The organism is Rhizobium sp. P1_E1 (assembly GCF_056406015.1).
Map to the genome: position 1 here is coordinate 25,972 of NZ_JBFUAY010000032.1, position 26,847 is coordinate 52,818.

The 26,847-nt window shown below is 62.1% G+C and carries 30 protein-coding genes and 1 riboswitch; of the genes, 14 read left to right on the top strand and 16 right to left on the bottom strand.

Annotated features, from left to right (window positions below):
* Window positions 1-83: 83 nt before the first annotated feature.
* Genes AC1D1Z_RS13970 through AC1D1Z_RS13980 form a run of 3 tightly spaced genes read right to left on the bottom strand, consistent with a single transcriptional unit; the run spans window position 84 to window position 2,898 of the window.
* Window positions 84-848, bottom strand: a complete 765-nt coding sequence (locus tag AC1D1Z_RS13970) for an ABC transporter ATP-binding protein (RefSeq protein ID WP_018447109.1) — start codon at window positions 846-848, stop codon at window positions 84-86.
* Window positions 845-1,876, bottom strand: coding sequence for a FecCD family ABC transporter permease (locus AC1D1Z_RS13975; RefSeq protein WP_477850882.1), 1,032 nt, complete (start codon window positions 1,874-1,876; stop codon window positions 845-847). Before AC1D1Z_RS13975 ends, AC1D1Z_RS13970 begins: the two co-directional genes overlap by 4 nt.
* A gap of 5 nt (window positions 1,877-1,881) precedes the next feature.
* Window positions 1,882-2,898, bottom strand: a complete 1,017-nt coding sequence (locus AC1D1Z_RS13980; RefSeq protein ID WP_018447107.1) for an ABC transporter substrate-binding protein — start codon at window positions 2,896-2,898, stop codon at window positions 1,882-1,884.
* 178 nt (window positions 2,899-3,076) lie between these two features.
* Window positions 3,077-3,331, bottom strand: a riboswitch (cobalamin riboswitch).
* Window positions 3,332-3,552: 221 nt separating this feature from the next.
* Between AC1D1Z_RS13980 and AC1D1Z_RS13985 the strand changes: the two genes are divergently transcribed.
* Window positions 3,553-4,155 (top strand): tetratricopeptide repeat protein, encoded by a 603-nt coding sequence (locus tag AC1D1Z_RS13985; RefSeq protein WP_018447106.1) that lies wholly within the window; start codon window positions 3,553-3,555, stop codon window positions 4,153-4,155.
* 64 nt (window positions 4,156-4,219) lie between these two features.
* Here the strand turns inward: AC1D1Z_RS13985 and blh are convergent, their stop codons facing one another.
* On the bottom strand, window positions 4,220-5,500 hold the full coding sequence (gene blh, locus AC1D1Z_RS13990) for a bifunctional sulfur transferase/dioxygenase Blh (protein WP_130652661.1): 1,281 nt from the start codon (window positions 5,498-5,500) through the stop codon (window positions 4,220-4,222).
* A gap of 181 nt (window positions 5,501-5,681) precedes the next feature.
* On the bottom strand, window positions 5,682-6,050 hold the full coding sequence (locus AC1D1Z_RS13995; protein WP_130652662.1) for a DsrE family protein: 369 nt from the start codon (window positions 6,048-6,050) through the stop codon (window positions 5,682-5,684).
* 90 nt (window positions 6,051-6,140) lie between these two features.
* On the opposite strand from AC1D1Z_RS13995, the gene AC1D1Z_RS14000 reads away from it, so the two are divergent.
* The 3 genes from AC1D1Z_RS14000 to AC1D1Z_RS14010 all read left to right on the top strand — a co-directional run bounded on the left by AC1D1Z_RS14000 (window position 6,141) and on the right by AC1D1Z_RS14010 (window position 9,080).
* The gene (locus AC1D1Z_RS14000; protein ID WP_018447104.1) at window positions 6,141-7,136 is read left to right on the top strand and encodes an AraC family transcriptional regulator; all 996 of its coding nucleotides are present in this window, start codon (window positions 6,141-6,143) and stop codon (window positions 7,134-7,136) included.
* Window positions 7,137-7,261: 125 nt separating this feature from the next.
* The gene (locus tag AC1D1Z_RS14005) at window positions 7,262-8,734 is read left to right on the top strand and encodes a sensor histidine kinase (RefSeq protein ID WP_130652663.1); all 1,473 of its coding nucleotides are present in this window, start codon (window positions 7,262-7,264) and stop codon (window positions 8,732-8,734) included.
* Between the two features lies 1 nt (window position 8,735).
* On the top strand, window positions 8,736-9,080 hold the full coding sequence (locus AC1D1Z_RS14010; RefSeq protein ID WP_018242640.1) for a response regulator: 345 nt from the start codon (window positions 8,736-8,738) through the stop codon (window positions 9,078-9,080).
* Window positions 9,081-9,187: 107 nt separating this feature from the next.
* Here the strand turns inward: AC1D1Z_RS14010 and AC1D1Z_RS14015 are convergent, their stop codons facing one another.
* Both AC1D1Z_RS14015 and AC1D1Z_RS14020 read right to left on the bottom strand, forming a co-directional pair.
* Complete coding sequence (locus AC1D1Z_RS14015) at window positions 9,188-9,670, bottom strand: cupin domain-containing protein (RefSeq protein ID WP_018447102.1); 483 nt, start codon at window positions 9,668-9,670, stop codon at window positions 9,188-9,190.
* A 45-nt stretch (window positions 9,671-9,715) separates the two neighbouring features.
* Complete coding sequence (locus AC1D1Z_RS14020) at window positions 9,716-10,096, bottom strand: VOC family protein (protein ID WP_130652664.1); 381 nt, start codon at window positions 10,094-10,096, stop codon at window positions 9,716-9,718.
* Here AC1D1Z_RS14020 and AC1D1Z_RS14025 point away from each other — a divergent pair.
* Entirely contained in the window at window positions 10,085-10,486 is a 402-nt protein-coding gene (locus AC1D1Z_RS14025; protein ID WP_165403071.1) for a hypothetical protein, read from the top strand. The two genes, AC1D1Z_RS14020 and AC1D1Z_RS14025, sit on opposite strands and share 12 nt — an antisense overlap.
* Here AC1D1Z_RS14025 and AC1D1Z_RS14030 read toward each other — a convergent pair.
* The gene (locus tag AC1D1Z_RS14030) at window positions 10,414-10,677 is read right to left on the bottom strand and encodes a YjiS-like domain-containing protein (protein ID WP_018447101.1); all 264 of its coding nucleotides are present in this window, start codon (window positions 10,675-10,677) and stop codon (window positions 10,414-10,416) included. The genes AC1D1Z_RS14025 and AC1D1Z_RS14030 overlap by 73 nt on opposite strands.
* Before the next feature lie 176 nt (window positions 10,678-10,853).
* Here AC1D1Z_RS14030 and AC1D1Z_RS14035 point away from each other — a divergent pair, with 176 nt between their 5' ends.
* The 3 genes from AC1D1Z_RS14035 (at window position 10,854) to AC1D1Z_RS14045 (ending at window position 14,674) form a co-directional block, all read left to right on the top strand.
* Complete coding sequence (locus tag AC1D1Z_RS14035; RefSeq protein WP_130652666.1) at window positions 10,854-12,866, top strand: BTAD domain-containing putative transcriptional regulator; 2,013 nt, start codon at window positions 10,854-10,856, stop codon at window positions 12,864-12,866.
* Between the two features lie 106 nt (window positions 12,867-12,972).
* Window positions 12,973-13,509, top strand: coding sequence for an ATP-binding protein (locus AC1D1Z_RS14040; protein ID WP_112903868.1), 537 nt, complete (start codon window positions 12,973-12,975; stop codon window positions 13,507-13,509).
* 178 nt (window positions 13,510-13,687) lie between these two features.
* A complete protein-coding gene (locus AC1D1Z_RS14045; RefSeq protein WP_130652667.1) occupies window positions 13,688-14,674 on the top strand; it encodes an aldo/keto reductase in 987 nt (328 codons plus the stop codon).
* 214 nt (window positions 14,675-14,888) lie between these two features.
* On the opposite strand, the gene AC1D1Z_RS14050 is transcribed toward AC1D1Z_RS14045, so the two are convergent.
* Both AC1D1Z_RS14050 and AC1D1Z_RS14055 read right to left on the bottom strand, forming a co-directional pair.
* A complete protein-coding gene (locus AC1D1Z_RS14050; protein WP_130652668.1) occupies window positions 14,889-15,326 on the bottom strand; it encodes a hypothetical protein in 438 nt (145 codons plus the stop codon).
* Between the two features lie 69 nt (window positions 15,327-15,395).
* Window positions 15,396-15,884 carry a hypothetical protein gene (locus AC1D1Z_RS14055; RefSeq protein WP_018447095.1) on the bottom strand — a complete coding sequence of 163 codons (489 nt, stop codon included), beginning with the start codon at window positions 15,882-15,884 and terminating at the stop codon, window positions 15,396-15,398.
* Window positions 15,885-16,029: 145 nt separating this feature from the next.
* On the opposite strand from AC1D1Z_RS14055, the gene AC1D1Z_RS14060 reads away from it, so the two are divergent.
* The 4 genes from AC1D1Z_RS14060 to ftsZ all read left to right on the top strand — a co-directional run bounded on the left by AC1D1Z_RS14060 (window position 16,030) and on the right by ftsZ (window position 20,159).
* The gene (locus AC1D1Z_RS14060; protein ID WP_130652669.1) at window positions 16,030-16,698 is read left to right on the top strand and encodes a response regulator transcription factor; all 669 of its coding nucleotides are present in this window, start codon (window positions 16,030-16,032) and stop codon (window positions 16,696-16,698) included.
* Complete coding sequence (locus AC1D1Z_RS14065; RefSeq protein ID WP_130652670.1) at window positions 16,695-18,080, top strand: sensor histidine kinase; 1,386 nt, start codon at window positions 16,695-16,697, stop codon at window positions 18,078-18,080. The genes AC1D1Z_RS14060 and AC1D1Z_RS14065 overlap by 4 nt, the downstream gene beginning before the upstream one ends.
* A 150-nt stretch (window positions 18,081-18,230) precedes the next feature.
* Entirely contained in the window at window positions 18,231-18,881 is a 651-nt protein-coding gene (locus AC1D1Z_RS14070; protein ID WP_130652671.1) for a hypothetical protein, read from the top strand.
* 258 nt (window positions 18,882-19,139) lie between these two features.
* The gene (gene ftsZ, locus AC1D1Z_RS14075) at window positions 19,140-20,159 is read left to right on the top strand and encodes a cell division protein FtsZ (RefSeq protein WP_012758070.1); all 1,020 of its coding nucleotides are present in this window, start codon (window positions 19,140-19,142) and stop codon (window positions 20,157-20,159) included.
* 103 nt (window positions 20,160-20,262) lie between these two features.
* On the opposite strand, the gene AC1D1Z_RS14080 is transcribed toward ftsZ, so the two are convergent.
* The 3 genes from AC1D1Z_RS14080 to AC1D1Z_RS14090 form a co-directional block, all read right to left on the bottom strand.
* On the bottom strand, window positions 20,263-20,541 hold the full coding sequence (locus AC1D1Z_RS14080) for a hypothetical protein (protein WP_018074348.1): 279 nt from the start codon (window positions 20,539-20,541) through the stop codon (window positions 20,263-20,265).
* A gap of 472 nt (window positions 20,542-21,013) precedes the next feature.
* On the bottom strand, window positions 21,014-22,555 hold the full coding sequence (locus tag AC1D1Z_RS14085) for an Ig-like domain-containing protein (RefSeq protein ID WP_130652672.1): 1,542 nt from the start codon (window positions 22,553-22,555) through the stop codon (window positions 21,014-21,016).
* Between the two features lie 286 nt (window positions 22,556-22,841).
* On the bottom strand, window positions 22,842-23,666 hold the full coding sequence (locus tag AC1D1Z_RS14090) for a helix-turn-helix transcriptional regulator (protein WP_018447088.1): 825 nt from the start codon (window positions 23,664-23,666) through the stop codon (window positions 22,842-22,844).
* 91 nt (window positions 23,667-23,757) lie between these two features.
* Between AC1D1Z_RS14090 and AC1D1Z_RS14095 the strand changes: the two genes are divergently transcribed.
* Complete coding sequence (locus AC1D1Z_RS14095; RefSeq protein ID WP_130652673.1) at window positions 23,758-24,648, top strand: SDR family oxidoreductase; 891 nt, start codon at window positions 23,758-23,760, stop codon at window positions 24,646-24,648.
* A gap of 101 nt (window positions 24,649-24,749) precedes the next feature.
* On the opposite strand, the gene AC1D1Z_RS14100 is transcribed toward AC1D1Z_RS14095, so the two are convergent.
* A complete protein-coding gene (locus tag AC1D1Z_RS14100) occupies window positions 24,750-24,959 on the bottom strand; it encodes a hypothetical protein (protein ID WP_130652674.1) in 210 nt (69 codons plus the stop codon).
* A 1-nt stretch (window position 24,960) separates the two neighbouring features.
* Window positions 24,961-25,161, bottom strand: coding sequence for a hypothetical protein (locus AC1D1Z_RS14105; protein ID WP_018242661.1), 201 nt, complete (start codon window positions 25,159-25,161; stop codon window positions 24,961-24,963).
* A gap of 194 nt (window positions 25,162-25,355) precedes the next feature.
* Here AC1D1Z_RS14105 and AC1D1Z_RS14110 point away from each other — a divergent pair, with 194 nt between their 5' ends.
* Window positions 25,356-25,526 carry a hypothetical protein gene (locus AC1D1Z_RS14110; protein WP_018242662.1) on the top strand — a complete coding sequence of 57 codons (171 nt, stop codon included), beginning with the start codon at window positions 25,356-25,358 and terminating at the stop codon, window positions 25,524-25,526.
* Window positions 25,527-25,710: 184 nt separating this feature from the next.
* Here the strand turns inward: AC1D1Z_RS14110 and AC1D1Z_RS14115 are convergent.
* The coding region (locus tag AC1D1Z_RS14115) for a VCBS domain-containing protein (RefSeq protein WP_477850895.1) at window positions 25,711-26,847 on the bottom strand (1,137 nt) is incomplete at its 5' end.

Here is a 26,847-nt window from a genome sequence, read left to right on the forward strand (position 1 = left end):
GACCGCAGGAAATAATACGCCAGTCCGGGAAAAAGGCTAGCGAGGCCATACCTCCTCTTGAGATCGAAATTCCCCGCCATTCCTCAATCCATGACGTATTGGATATGATGCCGGCCGTGCACGGCCGATTTCTGGACATGGGCGCGAACGCCGAAGACCCGGCCGATCATATCCTCCGTCAGCACCTCCTCCGGCGCCCCCGAGGCGACGACCTCGCCTTTCTGAAGCACCGCCAGCCTGTCGCAGAACATCGCCGCCAGATTGAGATCGTGCAGTGCGACGATGCAGGTGATGCCGAGCTTCGAGATCAGCGAGAGAATGTCGAGCTGATGCTGGATATCGAGATGGTTGGTCGGCTCGTCGAGCAGCAGTTCGCTCGGCGCCTGCGCCAGCGATCTGGCAATATGGACGCGCTGGCGCTCACCGCCCGACAGCGTCTGCCAGAGCTGGCCCGCCCTCTCCCGCATGCCCGTCCGCGACAGGGCCTCGTCGACGGCTGCGTCGTCTCCGGCGCCCCAGGACGACAACAGCCCGCGATGCGGCGTACGGCCGAGCCGCACCACGTCGCGCACCGTCAATTGCGTATCCGTCGTCGTCTGCTGCTCGACGAAGGCGACGCGCCGCGCAAGCGCTGCGCGCGACAGCGAGGATATATCGTCATCACCCAGCCGGATGACGCCGCTGCGAACCTTGCGCAGCCGGCAAATCAATCTGAGAAGGCTCGATTTGCCGGAACCGTTCGGCCCAAGCAGGCCGAACACCTTGCCCCTTTCCACCGTTAGGCTGACGCCGTTGACGATGACGGTATCGCCGGCGGCAAAGCTTACCTCGTCGACGCTGATGCTCATGCATTCCCTCGCACGCGATAGAGGATGATGGCGAAGGCCGGCGCGCCGAAGAGTGCGGTGACGACGCCGATCGGCAGGATTTGCTGCGGTATGATGACGCGCGAAACAATATCGGCGCCGACCATGTAAATCGCACCGCCGAGCGCTGTTGCCGGCAGCAGCCGCCCATGCCCCGGCCCGACGAGGAAGCGGGCGGCGTGAGGGATGACGAGGCCAACGAAGCCGATCGAACCCACCATGCTGACGACGCTTGCCGTCATCGCCGCCGTCATGCCGAACAGCACGATTTGGACGCGGYGTACGGCAATGCCGAGCGAGGCGGCAGCATCCGTGCCGAAAGCGAAGGCGTCCAGCGCCCGCACATGGGCCATGCAGATGATGAAGCCGGCAAGCGCGATCGGCACCGACAGATAGACATCGGGCCAGCGCACGCCACTGAGCGAACCCAAAAGCCAGAACAGGATGCCGCGCGCCTGCTCGGCATTCGCCGATGTCGTCACGATGTAGGAGGTCAGCGCATTGAAGAGCTGCGAACCGGCGACGCCGCAAAGGATGATGCGCTCGCCGCTTCCTCCCGCACCCGTTGCCAGGAAGCCGACCAGCAGAAAGGCGATCACCGCACCGATGAAGGCGCCGCTCGAGAGGCCGAGAATACCGTAGCCGAAGCCGAGGATCATCACGCAGACGGCGCCCGTCGAGGCGCCGGCGGAGATGCCGAGCACATAGGGTTCGGCCAGCGGATTGCGCAGCAGCGCCTGCAGGATCGCACCGCAAAGCGAGAGCGATGCGCCGGCGCTGGCCGCGACGAGCGCGCGGCTCAGACGATAATCCCAGACGATGCCCTGGTGGATGCGGCTGATCTCGAAATTCGTTCCGAACAGCCGGTTCGAGACCGCCTCCGCCGTGGTCGCAACGGGAATTGCGATCTCGCCGATGGAAACGGCAAGGCTGATCATCAGCCCGAGCAGGAGAAGTGCGGCAATGGTGAGCGCGGCAAGCGCCCACCATCCCTGTTGCCTGACCGACATTGCCTTCACTGCGCCAGGCCGAAGGACTTGATGCCGTTCGCCAATGTCTCGATGCCATCGATCGTGCGGATCGTCGGGTTCATCGACTGCGCGTCCATCATCACGAAGTGCTTGTTTTTGACCGCGTCGAGCTCCTTGGTCACAGGGTCGTTCTCAAGAAAATCGACCTTGACCTTAGGATCGTCAGCCGCATAACGGCGGCGGTCCATGGTCGCGAGCACGATGACGGCAGGGTTCGCCTGGGCGATGGTTTCCCAACCCACCAGCGGCCATTCCTCTTCCGTGGTGACGACGTTCTTCGCACCGATCGTCTTCAGGATATAGGCGGGCGCGCTGTTCTTGCCGGCGATGAAGGCGTCGCCGCTGACCTCTTTGCTGGAGAACCAGAAGACGACGGGCAGGTTCTTGCCCGATGCGCCCGATATCGACGCGACAGCATCCGCCTCGCGCTTCTTCAGCGCCGAAATCAGCGCATCGCCGCGGTCCTTCACGTCGAAAATCTCCGAGAGCTCGGCGATTTCCCGGTAGATCAGGTCCATCGTGAACAATTCCCCACGCACGCCGTCGCCGCCATCTGTGTTGACCTTGGCGACGCAATCGGCCGGCGCGAGATAGGTATTGATCCCGAGATCCTTGAACTGTTCCCGCTTGCCGACGGAGCCCTGCGCGCCGACATGCCATTCGAACTCGGCCGCCACCAGGTCGGGCTCCTGCCCGACGACGGATTCGAAGCTCGGATCGTTGTCGGCAAGCCGCTTTATCTTGCTGTTGGCCTCGGCATATTGCGGCAGGACTGGACCGACCCAGACGGCCGTCCCGGCGATCTTGTCGGCAAGGCCGAGCGAGAAAAGAATTTCGGTCATACCCTGGCCGATCGAAACGATCCTGGCGGGCGCCTTCTGAAAAGTCACCTGCTGGCCGCAATTACTGACGGTCAGGGGGTAGTGCGTCGCGGCAAGGCTTGGTGCCGCAAGGCCGGCGAGCCCGAAGGCAAATGTCATGGCGGCGAGAATCTGGCGCATGGAAAACCTCGATGAAGGAAAAAATCACGGCCGTTCCGCGCATGTGCGCGGACCGAAAGCACGCTTAAGCGTGCCCTAGCCGCAGGAGGCCCAATCGAGACGGATGCATGCCGGAATTCGGCGAAGGTTCAGCAGGTCAATCATATCTGTTCCTTGTCCGGGCATCCCCGCCCGGTTGATTGGATCGTGATTGACGGCAGGTCTCCTGGCTTGCGGATATCCGTCGTTACATCCGCCTTCCCGCGATATCCGCAGTGGCAGGGCCATAGGCCCTTCAGAGATGGCCAGTCGCTGGCCACTCCTGAGATGATCGACAATCCGCTTACAGTTGCGGGGGCAGCCACGGTCTCGGTCCCTACTGGGTCGTCCTCACCGTGTTCCCTATTAATCCCCTTGGAGTCATCTTCAGGGAACCGTCGAACCCAGTTACGTCGCAGACCTGCCTAACGTCAATGATTATTGCGGAGGATCGTGCCGGCCCACCGCGGCAAATTGCGAGACCTCGAAGCAAAACTCGCGAGCACCCTCGCGCAAAAGCTATCGTCTGCGGCGCTGGCGTCGGGTCATCAGTCGGCGTGCGTCACGACGGATTGCGGAAGGCGGGCCCCCGACATAGCTTTGGCGCCACCGATTTCAACGAGGTCTGATGTAGCAATGAGCAATCCGGATAGCACCGATCTCGCCGCAGCCAGGATAGACGCAATTCGCCAAGCAGCCGAGCAAGGCGATGCACAAGCACAATTTGAATTAGGCCATATGACCGCACGAGGTGAAGGTGTCACCGGGGATAAAGCCGAAGGCGCGAGATGGCTTCGGAAAGCGGGCGAACAAGGTCATGTCGATGCGCAATTCCTCCTGGCTGGCCTGTATCTCATGGGGGACGGCGTTGCACAGAGCGCGCCGGAAGGCGTCGAGTGGCTTGATAGAGGCGCCAGTCAAGGCCATGCCGACGCACAGTATTTATTGGGCTTGATGAGAGAGGACGGCGACGGTTGCGATATCGATCCAACAGACGCCGTGAGATGGTACGGCCAGGCCGCAAACCAGGATCATGCCGGTGCGCAATACAGGCTAGCCCAAATGAAAGAGCACGGCGTGGGCTGCGAGATCAATCTGACAGAGGCTTTCAAATGGTACCGTCGTGCAGCGCTTCAGGATTACCCTGATGCAAGAGAAGATCTGCTCGATTTATGTCGTGCACATCCAGACCTGCCGCTTCCAGTATCAGAATTGCTCGATGGCAAAGGTCGTTCCTGATACTCAGCCCTTTGTCCGGCGGCGCAATCGTCCAGACGCCGTCGCCGTCCTATTCACTCCGCCCCTACAACGCATCCAGCGGTATCTTCAAATACCGCCGGCCGTTCTCCTCCGGCTCGGGCAACCGCCCGCCGCGGATATTGACCTGCAGCGCATGCAACATCAGCTTCGGCTTCGGCAGCGTGCGGTCGCGCGCCTGGCGCAGCGCAACGAAGCCGGCCTGGTCGATGCCTGCGATATGAGGATTGGCGCTTTTCTGGGCGGTCACCGTGCTTTCCCAGCGGGGGTGGCGGCCGCCGGGCTGGTAGTCGTGGCCGGAAAAGAGCCGGGTCTCCTCGGGCAGCAATAGGATGGCCTGGATCGAGTGCCAGAGGGCACTGGCGCTGCCGCCCGGAAAATCGGTTCGCGCCGTGCCGGAATCCGGCGTGAACACTGTGTCGTGCACGAAGGCGGCGTCGCCGACTACATAGGTCACTGAGGCGAGTGTGTGCCCGGGCGAAAACATCACGCGGGCTTTAAGCGCACCGATCTCGAAGGCGTCGCCATCGGCAAACAGCCGGTCCCATTGCGAGCCGTCGGCTTTAAGCGCCGGCCAGTTGTAGATCTCCTTCCAGAGCATCTGCACGTCGGTGACATGGGCGCCGATCGCCGTCGGCGCGCCGGTCTTCTCATGCAGATAATCCGCGGCGGAGAAATGATCGGCATGCGGATGCGTGTCGAGGATCCACTCGACCGTCAGCCCCTCACTTTTGATATGAGCGAGGATGGCGTCGGCGTTGGCCGTTCCCGTCGCCCCCGACATCTCGTCGAAATCGAGGACCGGGTCGATGATGGCGCAGCGTTTCGTCGCCGGGTCGGAAACGACATATTGTACACTGCAGGTGCGGGGCTCGAAGAAGGCCTTCACATGAGCCGCCTGCCCTGCCCGCTTTTCCAGAAAGCGGCGCGCGCCGGCAAGATCGAAGCCGAGGTTTTGACCGAAGGCCTCGACATCTCCGGGCTTCATCCGCCCGTCGAGCACCTCGCCCAGTGCATAGAGCGTCAACGCTCGTGTGCCGCTCTTGCAATGGGCGACGACCGGTCCCTTGGCCTCGGCCATCGCTGCCTGGAAGGCACGGATATCGGCCTCGGTGATCTCGGTTCCCTTCACCGGCACGAAGCTGTAGGCGAGCCCGGCGGTGGCGGCGGAAGCCTTTTCCGCGGTATTGCCCGGCTGCCCCGGCTCCTCGCCATCCGGTCGGGCATTGATGACGGCGGCAAAACCATCAGCCGCGAAGGCGGCAAAACCTGCGGCGTCGGGCTGCTCCGCCACCGATATCAGCTCATTGACCCTCACGGATGTCATCGAAGCCCCCGCGCTGCCGCTCCAGGCATTATCGCACGTATATCGATACAATCTCACAAGTATATTGCCGAACGCAAGAATAGGCGTTTGGTATTTCTCTGCACCTGTCGCCGATCCGCAAAGCCTGAAGAAACCGGTGGGAGACGCCGCCCAAACTCCCGCCCATCCCGACGGAGTATCGTCAAAACGATAGCGTCGCAGCTCCTTCCTTGATCTCGGCATGCATGGCGCTGGCACCGACGATGACGACGCCGTCGAGCAAGTCTTCCTGCGTATAACCGCGCGAGGTCACACAGGGCGGGCAAGCCCAGATCGTGCCGCCGCGCTGCTGGAAATTCTCGATCAGGCTCGACAGCGGATCGAGCGGCGGCACATGCGTCATGCGCTGGCCGCCCTTGCGCACCAGGTCGATCCCGGTGCTGGTGAGGAACACCGAGACCTTCAGCCCGGCGGTGATGCCGCCATTGGCAATGGTGAAGGCGACGGAGGAAAGTTCGGATTCGATGCCTTTGTTGACGAGCACGACCAGCTTGTCGCTTTGGGTTTGCATAGTATTCTCCCGTTTGTCAGGGTGAACAGCGTTCACCCTGTTTGAACGAGCTGATGATAGGAGGGTGCGCGGGGCGCGTATTTGGCCGGAATGCGTGAAGCCTTGTCCGAAAATCCAGGCGCTGCGGGTGTCGCGCGTGACGACGTGCTGTCGGCGCTGCTGTCGACGATCCGCCTGTCGGGATCACTGCAGTTCTGCTTCATGCCGACGGGCGACTGGCAGACCGATGCCACGCCGGCCTTGGCGAGCCTTTCGGCGAAGGCTTCGGGCACGATGCCGTTTCACATCGTTGTGGAGGGCCGCTGCTGGCTGAAGACGGAAGGTGAAGAGGCCGATCTCGAGGCGGGCGACGTGCTGGTCTTTCCCTTCGGCACCGGACATCAGCTCGGCGCGGGAAGAGACGGCAAGCTGGTGCTGCCGACCCGCGACCTGCCGCAAAAGCCGTGGCGTGAGATTCCCGTGCTGCGCTACGGCGAGGCCGCGCAAGGCGTGCGGCTGCTCTGCGGCTATCTGCAATGGGGCGGGCTGAGCTTTGCGCCGCTGCGCCAGGCGCTGCCCAGGCTGATCCATGTCAGGACACGGGCAGCCAATGACGGCGACTGGCTGCGCGCCACCATCCGCCAGATGGTCGAGGAGGTCGACAGGCGGCGCGCCGGTGGCGTCTCGATGCTGCCGCGACTGACCGAAATCATCTTCATCGAGATCCTGCGCCATCAGATCATGATGGCCGAGTCGCGTTCCGTCGGCTGGCTGGCAGCGCTTGGCGACCCCGCGCTCTCGCGCTGCCTCTCCCTCATTCATGGCGATCCCAAACGCGACTGGTCGCTGGAGCAACTGGCGGCGGCCTCTGGCCTCTCGCGCAGCGCCCTCGCCGATCGCTTCCAGACGGTGCTCTCGACCTCGCCGATCCGCTATATCAGGGACTGGCGGCTCTACCTCGCAAGCGTGGCGCTCGCCACCACAAGCCAGCCGATCGCGGCGATCGCTTACGAGGCCGGCTATGCCACCGAAGCCGCCTTCAACCGCGCCTTCTCCCGCGCCTTCGCCACCCCGCCGGCCGCCTGGCGGGCGATGTCGCGGGCGTAGAGGGTGATCGGCTCAATAAGCGCCGATGCTCAAGAGAGGTTGGTAGGGAGAAGCCACGACATCCATGGGTGGAAAAAATCAAGGGATGCGCTAATTAGAAACACCATCAAAATTTGGAGCGAGCCTTGGATTCCGAATCCCCTCAGCCACTCACAGCTCGCTTTCCTGTCGGTGGCGGAGAAATTGGCCGGCTGATCCAGACCCGCGACTGGAGCAAAACGCCGCTCGGTCCTCTCGACCTCTGGCCGCAAAGTCTGAAGACGGCCACCAATATGCTCTTGCTTTCACCCGTGCCAATCGTTCTTCTATGGGGMGAAGACGGCGTGATGATCTATAACGACGCCTACTCCGTGTTCGCAGGCAGCCGTCATCCGGATCTTCTCGGTTCGAAGGTCCGCGAGGGCTGGAGCGAAATTGCCGACTTTAATGACAATGTGATGAAGGTCGGACTGTCAGGGAAAACACTCGCCTACGAGAATCAGGAGTTGACGTTGTTGCGCCACGGCAGTCCGGCTCCTGCCTGGATGAACCTCGACTATTCGCCAGTCCTCGACGAAAGCGGAAAACCCGCCGGCGTCATCGCGATCGTCGTCGAAACCACGAAAAGCGTCCTTGCCCAGCGTCGGCTGCGCGAGAGCGAAGAGAGGTTCAGGGCGTTCACGACTGCGACGACCGACATCGTCTACCGTATGAGCGCCGACTGGAAGGAGATGCAGCAGCTCGACGGTCGCAATGTTCTCGCAGACACGGCCAATCCAACTGTCGCGTGGCAGGAGGCCTATCTGTTTCCCGAGGACATTCCCGCGATCCAGGCGATAATCGACGAGGCCATCGCAAGCAAGGGTGTTTTCGAATGTGAGCATCGCGTCCGGCGGGCCGACGGCAGTACCGGCTGGGTGCTGTCACGAGCGGTTCCAGTCTTGAATGACGGCGGCGCTATCGTCGAATGGTTTGGGGCCGCGACCGATATCACCGAGCGGCGACGCAAGCAGCAACAGCTGGAACTTATCGTTCATGAGCTCAACCATCGCGTTAAGAACAATCTGGCGATGGTGCAGGCTTTTGCGTACCGCACCTTCCGCGATGCTGAAGACATCCCTCGTGCACTGGACAGTTTCACGGCGCGGCTGGTGTCGCTCGGCCGTGCCAATGATCTGTTGACAGGCGAACTGTGGAGCAGCGCGTCGTTGAAACAGACGCTCGACCAGGCGACCGTTCCGCATCGGCCGGACGGCGAGCGATGGAAGCTGACCGGAGACGATATCCGGGTTTCCGCAAAAACGGCCCTGGCGCTGACCATGGCCTTTCACGAACTCGGCACAAACGCTGTCCGTCATGGCGCATGGTCGAATGATGGCGGCGCCGTCAGCGTCAAATGCTCCCTCCAAATCATCGACGACGGAACGCAACGCTACCGCATAGACTGGGACGAACATGGCGGACCGCGCGTAGAGCAGCCGAAGAGGAAGGGATTCGGCACGGTCCTCATCCAGCGCGGCCTTGCCGCGGAGACCGGAGGCAGTGTGGATATCTCGTTCGCCGAAACGGGTTTTTCCTTCCGTCTCGACGCTCCCGCAGACCGTCTGCGGAATGAATGACATGGCCAAGCGCGTCCTTGTCGTTGAAGATGAAATGACCATCGCCATGATGATCGAGGACATGCTCATGGACCTCGGTCACGAAGTGGTCGCGACAGCCGCGCGATTGCCCACGGCGCTGGAGGTTGCCGGCGACGGTAACCTTGATTTCGTCATTCTCGATGTGAACCTCGCCGGGCATCAGTCATTCCCGGTGGCGGCAGTCCTTCAGCAGCGCGGTATCCCGTTTGCCTTCGCGACCGGATATGGGCCAGCGGGTATCGATCCCGCCTTTGCCGGCCGACCGGTGCTGACCAAGCCGTTCACAACTGCCGATCTTGCCGCTGTCATCGAAACTGAAGGCTGAGATGCAAGAGGGCCGATGCCCAAGTCAAAGAGCCGCTCCAATGAGACTTGTTGTGGCGGGCGATGGCGCAGGTCTGAACTGGATCCGATCGACACCCTGATGGACGATCAGCGCGGTTGCAGGCCTGTCAATCCGAGGGCAAGCGTGATGTCGTTGATGATCCCCAGTCGCGCTTCGATCACCGCGATTTTCTCGGGCGTATCAGCACCAAAAGCCTCGATATCGATGAACAATTGCTCGCAGCCGCCTGGCGTGACCGTGCCGAACATCTGGCCGGGTTCGTCGCCTATGTTTCGCCAGCTGTGCGGCACATGTGGCGGCAGAACGACGACGGTTCCCACAGGCGCGTCGAACGCCTCGTCGCCGCATTGGAATCGATAGAGCCCGCGGATGACCCGAAAGACTTCCGTCTCCCGCGTATGCGTGTGCGGGGCCGGGCCATGACCGGGCGGTGTGAAGGTTTCCCACATCCCGAGCGCGCCGCCGGTCTCGGCGGCCGTGGCATGGATGACGATCCTCGCGCCAAAGGGCGTCCTCGCCACGCGCTCCTTACCGGGCAAAGAGACGACGGCGTTCCTGAAACTCGACATATCCACCTCCCCCTCGATTGCATTCTTTGGGCGGAGCCCTGCGCCTCACCCTTGCGGCGCCGGCTCATTGAGCATCGCTTCGATATTGTATCCGTCGGGATCGAGAACGAAGCAGGCATAATAGTTCTCTTCATATTCCGGCCGCGGGCCGGGCGCGCCATTGTCCCGGGCGCCGGCGTCGAGCGCGGCCCGATAAAACGCCTCGACCTCCGCCCTGCTCCGAACCCGGAAGGCAACGTGCACACGCGTCAGAGGCGGCTTGTCTTCGGTGCGCTGGATTTCGAACAGGCTGCCACCCACATCGAAGGCCCAGAATACGCCCTCCTTTCCGAAGGAGAGGCGATAACCCAGAGGGTCGAAAGCGCGCTCATAGAACAGCTTGCTCTTCTCAAGGTCACTCACTGCGATGGTGATATGATCGATCATGCCGTGCCCTCCCGATCGTTCCAGCGCCCCATCATAGTCGAAATCGCCGCAGCGGAAAAACCGACGACTCTGATGGCGAAGGGTGAATGCCAGATCAACGGTCCCTGCCCCGACAGAGCGGACTCGCCCACACCCACAGCCCACCTGCCGCCGAACAGCAAAAAACCCCGCCAATCATTGACGGGGCTGTGCATGCTGAAAATCGATCGGCATTACATCCTCGGAGGAATCAATGATTGCCTTCGGTCAAAGCTTGCGCCTTGGATCCTCGCCTTGTCGACCGACAGCCGACGCGTCCGCACGGTGGAACGTTCCGATTATCGCATCGACATCAACTTCGTCATCAGCCCCGCTTTGATTTCGAGCACGGGTCGATTGGCCCGGGGATGACCGATGTCATCCCGGGGATGACCGATGTCCCTCAGTTGGTCGGGCGTCATGTCTGCCAATGCTTTCCGTCTTGCGACGCTCCGCTGCCACTTCCTCAGGGCAGCGACGATCATTGCGACGCTGTTGGACCTGAACCCGAACAACTGTCCTTTCGGCGCGCTGATGCCGGCGTGAGTTTCCGTGTGAGCCATTTTCAGTCTCCCATGTGTGAGATTTGCAGATGGGAGCCTGACACGCGGACGTATTGCGGCTGTTCGGTTCAGCGTGAACGGCCAGGAAAACTTCGACAAGCCGCCGCTAAATCGGTGTTAAATCTATCTGCCGAAATGCTATTCTGCGGTGGCGGTCGAAATCTGGGAGACGATCTGTGCGCATCAGGTTGCTGGGTGGCCTTGAAGTGACGTCCCGGGAGCACCGGCAAATCCGCTTCACCACGCGCAAGACGTCACTTCTTTTTGCTGCCCTGGCGCTTGCAGGCCGCCGTGGCCATCGCAGGGAACTGCTTTCCGAAGCCTTCTGGCCGGGACGAGGCAGTGAGCAGTCCCGCAATAGCCTGCGGCAGGCGCTGGTGGATATCAGACGATCGTTCCCGAGCGGGGGAGATGCCGCCGTCTACATCGACGGGGATCAGGAGACCGTCGCGCTGATAACAGGTCCTGATGAAACCGACATTTCGATCTTCGACCGTAAACTGGAGGCCGGCCGGACGGCCGATCTCGCCTTCGCCGCCGACCTCTACCGCGGCGAGGTGCTCGCAGGCGAGGCCATTCCGGACGGGCTGGATGAGTGGTTTGGACCCTATCGGAGCACATATCAACGCAAGGCGCTGCAGCTGGTGGAGCGGTTGAGCCTCGCGTTCTCCGAGCCGGGCTCCGCGGAAGAATCGGCTTGCGAAGGGCTCGCCGAGAGGCTGCTGGCCGTGGACCCGACCGTGGAGGCCGCCCATCGGGCGCTGATGCGGATCCACGCTCTCAGGGGTCACGAAAACGCGGCCTTGCGCCAGTTCGAAGCCTGTCGGGCGTTCTTGAAGAAGCATCTTCAGGCAGAACCTGAGGCAGAGACCTTTTCCCTGGCCGCTTCGCTGCAATCGCGCCAGGGATCCGAACATCAGCGGACGGCACCCAGCCTCGACGTGGCCTTACAGCCGCAGGTCTTCCCAGCCCCGGCGAAACATCACGACCGGCCATCGGTTGCCGTATTGCCGTTTCAGAATCTGAGCGGTGATGCGGAGCAAGAATATTTTGCCGACGGCATCGTCGAGGACATCACCATCGCGCTTGCTCAATTCCGCCACCTCTATGTCATCGCACGGAATTCGAGCTTCACCTACAAAGGTCAGGCGGTCGACATAAAGCAGGTCGGACGCGAGCTGGACGTACGCTATGTGGTCGAAGGAAGTGTGCGCCGGACGGGTGACCGCCTGCGCATTGCCGGGCAGCTCATCGATACGTCCACCGGTACACATCTTTGGGCCGATCGTTTTGACGGAACACTGGCGAATGTCTTCGATCTCCAGGATCAGGTCGCCTCGAGCATCGTCGGCGCCATAACGCCGAAAGTGGAGGAGGCTGAGATCGAGCGCGCCAAACGCAAGCCGACCGAGAGCCTCGACGCCTACGACTACTATCTCCGCGGCCTGGCGGCCTTCGACCGGACGATCACCAACAGATCGGTCATCGACGAGGCCCTACGGCTTTTCATGAAGGCGATCGAGCGTGACCCGGAATTCGCCATAGCCCATGCCCGAGCGGCGCGCTGCTACGCCACCCGAAAGAGCAACGGCTGGATGCTCAATCCCGCAGAGGAAACCGCCGAAGCCACCCGGCTGGCCCGCAGAGCGGTCGAACTCGGCTGGGACGATGCGGTTGCGCTCACCTACGGCGGATATGTCATTGGTTATGTCGGCGGTGACCTCGACGACAGTGCGGCCTGCATCGATCGCGCAGTCTTTCTCAACCCGAACCTGGCCGCTGCGCTCGGTGTCAGCAGTTGGGTGAAGGCTTGCCTCGGCGAGCCCGACAAGGCCGTTGAACACGCAGCACTTGCCATGCGCCTCAGCCCTTTGGATCCGCGCCTGTTCGCCTGGCAATTCAACACCGGCCTCGCGCATTTTTGCGCTGGCCATTATGACGACGCTGCCGCTTGGGCGGGAAAATCGCTACGGCACCAGCCGAACTACCCGAGCGCCATGCGCGTGATGGCGGCGGGCCAGGCCATGGCCGGACGGCTGGCGCAAGCCGGGGAAACAATCACTCGCCTGTGCCTGATGGACCCCGCCCTCCGGCTTTCCAATCTCGCCGACGTGCTGCCACCATTCCGGCGACCGGACGATCGCAATCGATATATCGAGGCTCTCAGGATGGCGGGACTGCCGGAGTAGCTGCCGCTTCAGCGGCGTCCTCGGAACGAAGGGGCATACCGGGCTATTACCCACCCCCTATCGGCTAATTGCGAAACGATGCTGCTTCGTGCGAAATTGCCACGCGATGGATCACACGGGTGAAGTTCTCATTCTCACCGGGCCGCCGGGCTCCGGAAAAACCACGACGGCCGAGGCGCTCGCCAGCGAGCCCGGCTCGCCGAAGGTCCATCTTCATTCCGACGACTTCTGGCATTTCATCAAGAACGGCGTGATCCCGCCCTATCTGCCGGAAGCTCATGAACAGAACATCGTTGTCGTCGACGTGTTGACGAAGGCCGCGGCGGGCTATGCCGGCGGAGGCTACTTCGTCGTCGTGGACGGCATTGTCGGGCCGTGGTTCCTGGAACCGTTCCGGAAAATCGCGACACCCCTCCACTACGTGATTCTGCGTCCGCCGCTCGATGTCGCCATCCGGCGCTGCCGGGAGCGTGGCGGCGATACGCTGACCGATCCCGGCCCTATTGCAGAGCTCCATCGACAGTTCTCATCGCTGGGTGCGTTTGAGCGACATGTTCTGTCGACGGATGGGCAAGGCAGGAAAGAGACGCTGGGCGCGGTTATCGAAGCCGTGCAAAGCGGAGCCTTCCGGCTGGCGTCATGACGTCACGCCATCGRCCTTCAGCGCAAACCAGCCCTCGCCCGCCCTTTTGCAATTCGCCGTTTTCCAGTTCGTCGGGCGACATTCATGAACCCAACTCATAAGCCCATGCCGATATCACCRGCTAATCGATACCAGCCTTTGCCCTTAGGGTAGGATCAAACCTGAGGAGGACATCCGCATGATCAAACGCAAGCTCGGCCAAAGAGGCCCTGACGTTTCGGCGATCGGTTTCGGCTGCATGGGGCTGAACTATCATCGCGGGCCGGCGATGGAGCGCGGCGATGCCATTGCGCTCTTGCGGGCGGCGCATGAGCGGGGCGTGACCTTCTTCGACACGGCAGAGGCCTACGGGCCGTTCACCAACGAAGATCTCGTCGGCGAGGCGCTGGCGCCGATCCGTGATGAGGTGGTGATCGCGACGAAATTCGGCTTCAAGGATGGCCGGCCTGATGTGGGCCTGGATAGCCGGCCGGTTCGCATCCGGCAGGTTATCGAAGAAGCCCTCACGCGGCTTCGCACCGATCGCATCGATATCTTCTACCAGCATCGGGTCGACCCTGCCGTACCGATCGAAGAGGTGGCAGGCACGGTCAAGGATCTGATCGACGCCGGCAAAGTGCTGCATTTCGGCCTCTCCGAAGCCGATGCCGACTCTATCCGCCGCGCCCATGCCGTGCAGCCCGTCACCGTGTTGCAAAGCGAATATTCGCTGTGGTGGCGTAACCCGGAACGGGAAATCCTGCCCATCCTCGAAGAAGTCGGCATCGGCTTCGTGCCCTATAGCCCGCTCGGCCGCGGCTTCCTCACCGGCAAGATGGATGAGAACACCAGTTTCGAAGGCGGCAACGACCACCGCAAGACCAATCCGCGCCTTTCGGCCGAAAACCGCAAGGCAAACCAGCCGGTGGTCGATGCGATCGAGGCCATTGCCGCTCGCAGAAAGGCAACCGCAGCCCAGGTCGCCATCGCCTGGCTGATGGCGCGCAAGCCTTGGATCGTCCCCATTCCCGGCACCACCAAGCTGCACCGGCTGGAAGAAAACATCGCCGCCGCCGACAACACCTTCACATCGGAAGAACTGGCCGAGATCGACTCGGTCTTCTCAGGTATCGAGATCCACGGCGACCGCTACTCGGGAACGTCGGCCGCCCGCGTCACACGGTGAGCCGAAGGCCAATGACCCGTTGGCCCCTTGGTCGCTGAGGGCAAACCATGCGGGGGATCGAGCAATTCGAGCGGCGGCATCATTCCTTGAGGTCTACAGGATGGCGTTTGACTTCGACGGCGGTGTCACGGCCCCCGAGAAACCCGCAAAACCGCCCGCGAGAAAGACGCGGACGGTTGCATTATTGTACGGCATCCGCCTCAAGCGCGGATGATCAGTCCTGGCCCTGCAGGCGGTCCATCACCTGGAGCAGCAGATCGGCGCAGGCCTTCATCGGTTCGTCCTCGGCGCATTTCAGATCGATCCGGGTGTTCCCATCCTCGATCCGGAAATGCGCTGCCTTGGACGGCGGTGGCGGTGGCGGGCGATGACCACGGAAGCCCATGTCGCCACGGAAGCCCATGTCGCCTCTCCGACCATGCCAGCGGTAATCGGGGCGATCTCCCGGCCGTGCATCCGGCCCGCCCATCATCCGCTCATCGTCATCAGAGGCGGACGGAGACGGCGGAGACGGCGGAGGCGGAGGCGGCGGTGACGCCGGATCGCCCGCCACGGGCGGAGTGCCGGCGGATGGCGGAGCGGGCGGCTGCTGGGCGAAGGCGGTGCCGGCCAGTGCGGCAAGGGCAAGGCCTGATAGGAGAAGTCGTTGCATGAGAAGCTTTCCTTTCGGAGTTATGAGGCGTGTCTGTAAACACCGCAGCGCGGCTTTGGTTCACGCCCGTCAGGGCCTGTGATCGAAATCGGCAAATCGTCTGTGCGGCGGACCTTTCGGCGGTCGCAGCGCTTCGGTTCGTCCGTCCTGGCGAACGAGGTAGCTTGCATGCACGAAGCCATCGTCGAAGCGTCCCTGAACGGTGACGGCTTCATCCCGGGTGACGAGGGCGCCACCCTCGCCGGCCCGGCCCGTTTCAACAAGCGCCTTGCCGCTCTCGTCCTGCAGCACGAACTTGTTGCCATAGATCTCGGCGACCTTGCCCTTGATGGTGATGAGGCTGGTGGCCGGCATGGCCGAAATCGCCACAGGCGTCAGCGGCGCCATTTCAGGCGTGGGACGCATCATCTTCACGGCGCTCGCGCCCCCGGCAGCACCGATGACAAGCGCCACGGCGGCAGCGATCACGGGGATCGCCAGTCGGCGCCGGCGGTATCCTGGCGGCATAGGCGTGGCGGCGCCTTCGGGATGTCCGTTGTCCTGGTCTTCATCAGGCATATATCTGCTCCTTGCTTCAGTAATGGCCGCAATCTAGCCGCCATACCCCCTCGCCTGCCTGAACCTCTCCGTTCAGATTGAGTTAAGCTCGGCCCGATAGTTTTGGCCCGTCCTCAGAGATGCCCTGCGATGAAAGCCCTGCCCCATGCGCGTATTGCTCGTCGAAGATGACGAAGACCTGAGCGGCCGGATCGCCGCCGTGCTGCGATCGGAAAACTTCGTCGTCGATATCGCCCGCAACGGCGAGGACGCTCTCCATGCGGGGCTCACCGAACTCTTCGATGTCGCGATCCTCGACCTCGGTCTGCCGAAGATCGATGGCGTCAGCGTGCTGAAGGGCTGGCGCGAGGGCGATCGCAACCTGCCGGTTCTGGTGCTGACGGCCCGCGACGGCTGGCCGGACAAGGTCTCGAGCTTCAAGGCCGGCGCCGACGATTTCCTCGCCAAACCTTTCAAGGTGGAAGAACTGGTGCTGCGCCTGCGCGCTCTGGTGCGCCGGGCGTCCGGCCATGCCGCCTCGCGGCTCGTCTGCGGCGCACTGGTCTTCGATGCGCAGCTCGGCACCTTCGAGCTCGACGGACTACCGCTGAAGCTGACGGCGCTGGAATGGCGGGTGCTCTCCTGTCTGATGTTGCGCAAGGAGATGATCGTCGACCGGCGCGAACTCACAGAGCGCGTCTATGACGGCGATGCCGAAGTCGACTCCAATTCCATCGAAGTCATCGTCGCGCGCCTGCGCAAGAAGCTCGGAGCCGATCGGATCGAGACGGTGCGCGGCCGCGGCTATATGCTGACGGCGGCAGTGGCGCCATGAAGGCCCCGTCCCTCAAGCCGCGATCGATCGCCGGCCGGCTGCTGATGTTTTCCGGCATCTTCGTGACGCTGGCGCTCGCTGTGGCCGCCATCGTGCTCTGGCTGGCGCTGAAAACGGTGGTGCGCGAGCAGGTCGACCAGCGTTTGGACATCCAGATCGGCGCCCTTGCCGGCGCGGTGACGCGCGACGCCGAGGGACGGATCGCCCTCTCCACGCCGCTCGATGCGCCGCCCTTCGATCGCCCCTCCTCCGGCTGGTACTGGCAGATCGACGACGGGCAACAACGCCTGACCTCCCGCTCCCTGATGAATGGCACGATAGACGCACCGCCGCCACGGCAGGATCTGCGTCATGTGCTGATGGGCATGCCGACATCAGGCAGCGGCGGTGATCGGGGAAGAGGGCCGCTCTATCTTCGCCAGGCGGTGCGCAGCATCGACGGCATGACGCTGACGATCACCGCGACGGCACCGATGATCGCCCTCGTCGGTCCGGCGCTCCGCGCGCTCTTCTGGCTTGTGCCCTGTATGCTGCTGCTCGGCCTCGTGCTGATGGCCGGTACGCTCTGGCAGATCCGCTTCGGCCTGCGCCCCCTGAAATCCATGGCGGCCAATATCGATGCCATCAACCGGGGCGAACGCGCCCGCCTGCCCGATGAGGCGACCGTCGAGCTTACGCCGCTCTCACTGAAAACCAACACGCTGCTGGCGGCCAACGAAGAGCGGCTGGCGGCAACACGCATGCAGTTCGCCAACCTTGCCCATGGCCTCAAGACACCGGTGGCGAGCCTGCTGCTGGCGCTCGACGAGAAAAACGATCCGCAAGGCGCATTGCGCAGCATCGCCGCCCGGATCGATAACAGGATCAAGCATCACCTCGCCGCAGCCCGCCGGGTGATGGCCACGTCGGACAGTGTCGCCGGCACCGACGTGGCAACATCGATCGCCGATCTGCACCGGGCGATCGGCCAGATTCATGCCGAACGCAAGATCGCCTTCGACACCGATATAGCCCAAGGCCTGCGGGTCGCCTGCGACGAAAGCGATGTCGAGGAAATGCTCGGCAACCTGATCGACAACGCCTTCAAATGGGCCGCCTCCCGCGTCACCCTCCGCGCCCGCCGCGACGGCCCGACCGCCCGCATCACCATCGAAGACGACGGCCCCGGCATCCCCCCGGCCCGCCTCGCCGCCGTCCTCCTGCCGGGCGTCCGCGAAGACGAACGCGTCCCCGGCAACGGCTTTGGCCTCAGCATCGTCAACGAGCTCGCGGGGCTTTACGGTGGGTCGCTGGTGTTGGAGGCGAATGGGATGGTGGGGTTGAGGTGTGTGCTATGTTTGCCGGTGGCGGTAACACACGTCGCTGCTTCGGGAGGAAGTTGACGCCCGCATCGCCTAGACGGTTGATGCAATGCTACAAGTTCTTGAAGCCTTTGGTGTCTTTGGCAAACGAAGACGTTAGCATCGTCGCCGCTTTCCCAGAAAGAATCGTCATTGAATTCTACAAAAATTCGCTCACCTTGAGGAAACACAATGGCGAAGAAGCCGACCGGTAACCAAGGACGCTATCGGGTCATAGTTGAGGACGATGGAAACGCTTCGGGCGAATTCCTGCGTGACCTGCTAGGGACAAGCAAAGACGCCATTGAACTCCGCGTGGTTGAATTGTTTGCCGAAGCCTGGAAGACAAAGACTGGTGTGGCGTTCCGGTGGCATCAGAATCCCGAGAACGACGTCGACTTCACCCTTGACCTACCGGGCGGGCGGGTAAAGCTCGAACTAACGGAGCTTGTGCTGCACGACGGCGAAGGAAACCCGTTCAAATCCGGAAACAAGCTTCGGACGTTTGGCCAGTATGCAGAGGCGTTGGTCGAGCGCGTTACAAGCAAGTCCAATCACTATCAGGTTGTGTCAATCCCTACTCACCTGTTGATCTATCCGACCCACGAGCCCTTTGACGCGCCCGGCCAGGCTATTGCGTTGGCCAAAATGAAGCTGAAAGCACTCAATCCGGCTCCAGTCTTCGAGAATATTTTCTACCTGCAGATGCTTCCCACCGGTCCGATTGTAAGATGTTTGCATCCTACCCCCGATGGTTTTCTTTCTGATTTCAATCCTGATGAATGGGAGAACCGGGGAATAGTCATCTTCGACCCCACTCTGGCTGAATTCAAAAGCGGATAGTGTCTCACCCTGCGCTGTTAAGCGTAGGACTGGCATGGGTTAACATTGGGAGGAGGACCTTATGCCTTAAGCGCAATTGTCAGTTCCCGGCACAACGCTCCCTCCCTCAATGCCGCCATCAAGCCCCATCCCGATTATCGCCGCTCCCGTCGCGACGTCTTTCGCCTCGCCTCTGCCTTGTTGCTCGCGTATCGTGGACGCACGATTCGCCGTCCGCAAACGAGGGTGGGCATGAACGAAGCATCAAAGGAGAGCGCGATGACGGACGCCAAGAGCGGCATTTCTGGACTACGGCCGCATATTACAGTCATTGGCGTCGGCGGCGGTGGTGGCAATGCGATCAACAATATGATCGCGGAAAAGCTGGCGGGCGTCGAATTCGTCGCTGCGAACACGGACGCTCAGGTGCTGGCCACCTCCAAGGCGACGCGCCGCATCCAGCTTGGCGCGAATGTGACGGAGGGTCTCGGCGCCGGTTCGTTGCCGGAGGTCGGCCATGCGGCTGCCGAAGAGTCGCTCGATGAGATCATGGATCACCTGGCCGGCTCGCACATGTGCTTCGTCACCGCCGGCATGGGCGGCGGCACAGGCACGGGTGCCGCACCTGTCATCGCCCGCGCTGCACGTGCCGCAGGCATCCTGACGGTCGGCGTCGTCACCAAACCCTTTACATTCGAAGGCAACCGCCGCATGCGGATGGCGGAAATCGGCATCGAGGCGCTTCGCCAGGCGGCCGATACGGTCATCGTCATTCCCAATCAGAACCTTTTCCGCATCGCCGATGCAAAAACGACGTTCGCCGATGCTTTCATGACCGCCGACCGCGTGCTCTATGCCGGCGTCGGCTGCATTACCGACCTGATCGTCAAGGAAGGCCTGATCAACCTAGATTTTGCCGACGTGAAGTCGGTCATGTCAGGCATGGGCCGCGCCATGATGGGCACTGGCGAAGCCTCCGGTGAAAGCCGCGCGATGAAGGCGGCGGAAGCGGCGATTGCCAACCCGCTTCTTGACGATATCTCGATGCGGGGCGCCAGGGGCGTACTGATCTCGATCTCCGGCGGTTCGGACATGACGCTGTTCGAAGTGGACGAAGCGGCAAGCCGCATTCGTGACGAAGTGCAGGAAGACGCCGATATCGTCGTCGGCGCGATCTTCGACCGCAGCCTCGACGGCAAGTTCCGCGTTTCGGTGGTAGCGACCGGCCTGGAAGGCAGCCCGCTGCCCGCATCCGCGCCTCACGCCGCCGAACAGATCCAGACGCGCACGCTGCAGTAAGCGCAGCGGCGCGACATATCCGAGCACGACAGCCTGCCGCGTCTTTTCAGACGCGCGGCGCTGTCGTGCTTCAATGTCCTGCGCTCCGGCGAAATCGCCGCGATCACCGGTCGTTGATCGTCGGAAGGTGCGTTTCGACCTCTACGCGGCGCTTGTCATCCAACGGCTCAATGTGCTTCTGCCAGAAGGCCTCGGCCTCCGGCGTGTCATCATCCCAGTGGCGGATCTTGACAATATTGTCATCGATTTTGGCCAGCCGTTTGCCGCCAAGCCGCAGGTATTCGTCCGCCAGTTCTTTCGATCGGGTCGTTTGCATGTCGTGCTCCTCCATAGGCGAACCGAAAGGCCGATCGTCATTACCGGGTTGGCCGGCAATCGGCATCCCCGTTATCGGCGCTTCCGCGCCTTCCTGTTAAACAGTACGGCGGGATCATGGTTCCAAATCATCGGCCGAGACCGGTCCACGCGGCCGGCTGAAGGCGTCGGCCGCCATCCATGTTCCGCACGGCCCGCCGCTCTTGCTGCCAGGACAGCCGGAGACGCCTCGTACTGGCAGGAGAGCGGCCTTGTCCGCAACGGCAAGACTGCATACGTCGGGGTGATCTCGACCGCTGCCTCGACGGCAAGTTCCGCGTCTCAGTGGTAGCGACCGGCCTGGAAGGCAGCCCGCTGCCCGCATCCGCGCCTCACGCCGCCGTTAAAGGCCCCGCCGTGAAGAGAACGGGCGGGGTCGGCATTCGAGCGGTAAGGAATAGAACGCCGTGCTTGCTTTCGGACGCACAAAGGACGCTCTAACACTTTCAATCCTCGCATCGTGCTTTCCGAAAATCGATTCCGATTTTCGGGCCGATGCGCTAGATGAACAGGACGTCCGAGATATTGTGCACCACGGAGATTTCGTCGATCCCGGTGTTGGTGATGTAGAGATTATCCGCCGCTGAATCATAGACCACGTTGGTGATCAAGTCGTCTCCCGGTATGGCGATGTTGACGTCGACCGCTGTCTTGACCCCGGTTTCAAAGTCGAAGGCCGTGCCGATATGCTCGCTGCTGGAGGAATCGCCGAAGAAGAACGTGCCGTCGACGGCAAAGCCGTAGCCGAGCCCGCCGGCCGCGAAGGTCTTGGATTCGATCGGGTTGAGCGTGTCGGGATCGATCTTGGAGACCTGCCAGGTAGCATCATCGATGCGGCCGACGACGTAAATGCCGGTCGAATCCTGCATCGTATTGACGGCCGTGTATCCACCCCAGTCGAACGTACCCGCCCCGTTCTTGCCGATAAGGCCGGGAATCGGGTCGCCCTTCTGATCGAGCGATCCGTCGGCGGCATCCCACTTTGCGAGATAGGTCTGATCGGGGAAAGGGTCCTCCTCGCCTCTCGCCTCGTTGGTTCTTCCGATGATCTCGCCGCCGCGGACCGAAAAATAGGTTCCGCCGATGTCATATTCGCCCTTGTCATAGTCGCCGAGAGAGATGGCGCCGCTGGCGTTGTCGGCTTCAAATGCGGCTGCGTTGTCGTAAATGCTCACCATGGAACCATCTGGGAAACCATGGCCGGAACTGACGTAATACTTGCCGGTTAGCGGATCGATCGCGACCCCCTGGAGTTCGTAATGGTCCAGGAAGGGGCGCACCACATCCGCCTGGGCCTCGACATGATTGGTGTTCAACGACTTCCCGTCCGTCACGCCGTCGACGGTCAGCGTGATCACGCCGGCATCCGCGTGACCGGCGCCGTCGGAGACCTTGTAATATTGGAGTTTCTCCGTGATATGCTCGCCGTCGTTGAGGCCCGCCTTTACGGCCGGATCGAGATCGTAGGTGAAGCTTCCATCGCCTGCGAAATGGAAGGTGCCGAATTCACCCGCCACGTCGGTTGTCTGCCCTTGCCCCTGACCGGCAGGAATGCTCGTGCCCTCGACCGAACGCAGGAAAAGCGTGCCCGCCTCTCCAGCGTGATCATTGGCAAGCACGTTGCCGGCCATCTCGCTTCCTTCGCGGAACGAGAAGGCGTCGTCGACCGCGACCGGCGGGCTCGTGACCCCGTGAATGTCGAGCGTGAAATGGCCGACATCGGTATTGCCGGCGCCGTCGGAGATTTTGTAGCCGATCGTCTCCGTCAGCGTCATTCCGTCAACGAAGCTCGCCTTGGCCGCCTCGTTCAGCGTATAGGTGTAAGAGCCGTCTGCCTTGACGTGGAACGTGCCGTATTCACCCTCGATATCGGTAATCGCACCATCCTTCTTGGCAAGCACCCGCTCGCCGTCGAAGAAGTTGAGAAACATGTTGCCGGAGCCCCCTGCCAGATCATTATCCAGCAGGTTGCCTGAGATCACATCATTCTCGGAAGCGCTCCTGACATCATCGACCGCCACAGGTTTTGCAAGCACTGCCATGGATATCTCCTTCAAGCTCCATTCGCCTTGGTCTATCGGGAGGAAAGCAGCTGAAACCGGGTCGGTCAATAAATTTTCTAGCAGGAGTGGTATTTTAGCCTTTCACAGCTTTGTCATGCTAGCAAGCCCGAAGCGGCGCCCAAGACCGCGGCAGATATGAATTCATTGAAATCCCCCATCCGCGCGGCTCAAATCTTGGGCGCGCCTATCCACAGAATGACTGCAGATTTGTCGGGACTGAGGCGATGAAGACCGCAATCTCGTCGATCGACCAATTGCCCTCGCCTCAGCCCACCAACCCCTTGATCTTCGCCGTATCCTCCGCCGTCGCCGGGTTGTACACCACCATGCTGAGATCCGGCCGGCCATCCACCTGGAAGGCGGAATATTCGAAAGCGAGTGGGCCGAGGATGGGGTGTTTGATGTGCTTGGCGCCCTCGCCGTGGCTGCGCACGTCGTTGTCGCGCCACATCGCCAGGAATTCGGGGCTCTTGCGGCAGAGTTCGTCGACGAGGGGCTCGACCTCGGCCGCGGCACCCGCGCGGGCCGCATCCACGCGGAATGCGGCGACGACGAAGCGGGCCACACTTTCCCAGTCGTACTGGGCGGCGCGTACGCGCGGATCGAGGAAGATGAAGCGCAGCACGTTGCGCTCCTCAGGCGGCAGCGCGCCGTAATCGGTCAGAAGCACCGTCGCCGCCCTATTCCAGGCAATCACGTCCCAGATGGCGTTGCGGATCAGCGCCGGGCTCGGGTCGAGCGCATCGAGCACGCCCTGCAGCCTCGGCGTCACGCCCTCTTGCCTGTGGTAGCGCACCTCGGGTGGTCGGCCGAGACCGATGAGGAAGAGATGCTCGCGCTCGACATCCGTCAGCATCAGGGCGCGCGAGATCCGGTCGAGCACGTCGGCAGACGGCGCACCGCCGCGCCCCTGCTCCAGCCAGGTGTACCAGGTCGGGCTGATATTGGCGCGGCTTGCCACCTCCTCACGCCGCAGACCCGGCGTGCGCCGCCTCTCCCCCGCAAAGCCGAAGGCGGCGGGATCGAGCCTGACGCGGCGACCCTTCAGATAGGCGCCGAGCCGGTTGTCTGAGGTGACGAACTCACCCATCCTGTTAGCCTTTATACCATGATAATATCACTACTTTACCATGATACAGGCAGAGCCGATATGTGTCTCCGGCAAAAACTGGAGATATCACATGCGCATATTCGTCACTGGAGCCACCGGCTGGGTCGGCTCGGCCGTCGTCGATGAATTGATCGCCGCCGGCCACAAGGTGCTCGGCCTAACCCGCTCCGACAAGGGAGTGGATCAACTGGCGGCCGCCGGTGCCGAAGTCCATCACGGCACGCTTGACGACCTGGGAAGTCTGAAGAGCGGTGCCGCTGAGGCGGACGCCGTGATCCACACGGCTTTCAACCACGATTTCTCGAAATTCGCGGAGAACTGCGCCGCCGACCGGCGCGCCATCGAGGCGCTCGGCGAAACCCTCCAAGGCTCGGGCCGGCCGCTGCTGGTCACGGCCGGCCTCGGCTTTGCCCCCGGCCGTGTCGGCACCGAGAAGGATCCGCCCATGCCGACGTCGGAGACCTACCCTCGCGCCTCCGAAATCACCGCGGTATCGCTTGTCGCCCGCGGCGTGCGCGCCTCCACCGTCCGGCTCCCGCCCTCGGTGCATGGCCATGGCGACCACGGCTTCGTGCCGATCCTGATCGATTTGGCCCGGCGCAAGGGCGTCTCGGCCTATATCGGCGAAGGGGAGAACCGCTGGCCGGCCGTGCACCGGCTCGATGCCGCCCGCGTCTATCGCCTGGCGATCGAGCGCGGCGCCGTCGGCGGTCCGTTCCTGGCAGTCGCGGAAGAGGGAGTTCCCTTCAGGCAGATCGCCGAGGTCATCGGCCGTCGGCTCGATGTGCCCGCCGTCTCGCTCTCACGGGAAGAAGCGGCCGAGCATTTCGGCTGGTTCGGCATGTTTGCCGGCTTCGACGTCCCGACCTCGAGCGAGCATACCCGCGCGCTGCTCGGCTGGCAGCCGCAACAGCCCGGCCTCCTCGCCGATATCGACCACCCGGCCTATTTCGGTGGGTAGCGTAACCGTGCCCGCATATAAAAATGGAGCATTTCCGTGACTGGAAAAAAACGGAAATGCCTCCCGGCTTGGCTCGTGAGGAGAACCGGCGGCAGCCCGAGCTAGTGCGACCGGCTCTCGTTCCTATCGGCGGGATCGTAATTAATTTCCCAATCCTTCTCAGGCTTTTTCTTGCCGGGCGGGTTCTTGTTTACCGTCGCATCCTCGGAGCCGGTGATGACGGTCGGCTTGGCGCTGGCGACGCCGGTGCTCTTCCGGTCGGCCCGCGACTTGGCGAACTGGCCGGTCGCGTCTTTCTCGGTGTTGGCCATGTCAATCGCCCTTCTGCTTCAGCGCATCGCCGAGATCTCTGGTCTCGGGGTCGCGATTGTTTTCGCCATGCGCGTCACGGTCGCGATCCGGATCATCCTTGGCCTTCATGTAGCCGCGAGGCTTATTCCCCCTCGGCCCTTCCCAGCGGGGTGACTGGTCGGTCGTGCCGGGGGCGCCGTCTTTCGGTGTCGTCATGCCCATGTTCGTTTCTCCATGTTGAATTCGAACAACAGGCAAAACCCCGAACTGTTCCCGCCCAGTCTCACAAATGCCAGCCAGTCGGCCGATCTTTTGCTCTCACCGAACAGCCAGCCCCGGCGTTGGCGCAGAAAAATATGGAACAGTGTCGGCCTCCATCGGTTGACCACAGGTCGACCTCAAATATGGAGCCGAAAATGAGCAAGACCAACGCCCGTGAACTTCAGAAACGCGCCGAACAGCAGGTCAAGAACACCAGCGCCGGCGGCCACCTCGGCGGCACCTATTTCGGCCAACAGCCGGACGGAAAAACCGCCTCGGACAGCAGCAATGACAGCGCCAAGGCACGGCCCAACGACGGCAATTGAGATCGGAAGGCTGCCGCAACGCGTGTGACCTGATGCTATCCACTACCCGATGAATCCGTCGCGCCCAGCGCGCTGGGCGCACAAACGTCCGGGACCTCCCCGTCAGGCCCGAGTACGTACGCCGCAGGCGAGGTCTCCATTGGGCTGCGTCTGCGATGAATGCTGGTGGTGATCACAGACCGCCTCAGCTAAACAAGAAGTCGCCCGAGTTGAAATTTGTAAGCCCGCTGAGGGTGGTGATGTTGTCGAATTCAGCAACCAGCACCGCGCCGCCGGCTGAACTTGGGTTCTGATCGTAGTAGACCGCCGCATGGCCGAGATCCGTGTTGTGGAACACGAACAATGCCCCTGTGGTTATGTTGCTGTAACCATTGATGGTGCTCTGGACGGTTGCGTTCGTGACGCTCACGTCCGTTTTGACGGCAACCTCCGTTCCGGCAACATTGATCGTGCCGTTGTTTCCCACCTTCACATTGTCCACGTTTGTATTGTTGTTGCCGACGGCGAACTCGAACGTGCCGCCTCCGACGTCCAACTGGAACCTGTCCACGGTTGTGCTATTCGTCCCAGCGTTGAAGTCAGTCATATGGTTCGTGGTGGTGGCAAACTTTTGGAAAAAGAAGGTATCATTTCCCACGCCCCCGGTCAGGGTGTTGTTGCCAGCACCACCGTTTAGGGTGTCGTTGCCGTCTTGGCCGAAAAGAGTGTCGTCACCTCCGAGCCCGAACATCATATCGTTACCGCCACCGCCGTAGAGCATATYGTCGCCCGTTCCACCGGTCGGATTGTCCACTGAGTTGCCATTGCCACCGGTGATAATCGTGAACGTCTCGGTCTTTTCGAAGGCCGGGCCTATAGGATCACCGGTCTGCGTTGCCGTTACCGTCACTGAAAATGTACCGTTCGTCGATAGCGCATCCGAATGAAGCGTATTGCCGGTAATCGAAAACAAGCCCGGATTCGACTGCGAGGCAATGCTGAAGCTGAATCCACCTGCGTCGGGATCAGTCGCCGCCAGCAGCCCACTGAACTCAAAACTATTGAAGTTAACGCTATCCGCCGGAACGACAGGCGTCAGCTTAATGTCGGTCGGCGCCTGCCTAGCTGGACCATCATCTGCGCCGGTGATGGCGACGACGATGTTGTGGCTGGCCGTGCCGTCGAGCGAGCTGACGCTCAGCGTGTCGCTGACGGCGTCGCCCTGGTTGAGCGCCTGCGTCGCGGCCCGGTTATTGTCGAGCGTATAGGTCCAGCTGCCGCTGGCGGCATTGAAGGTGAAGCTGCCATAGATGCCGTTGAGGGAGGCCGGGGCGGCAAACGC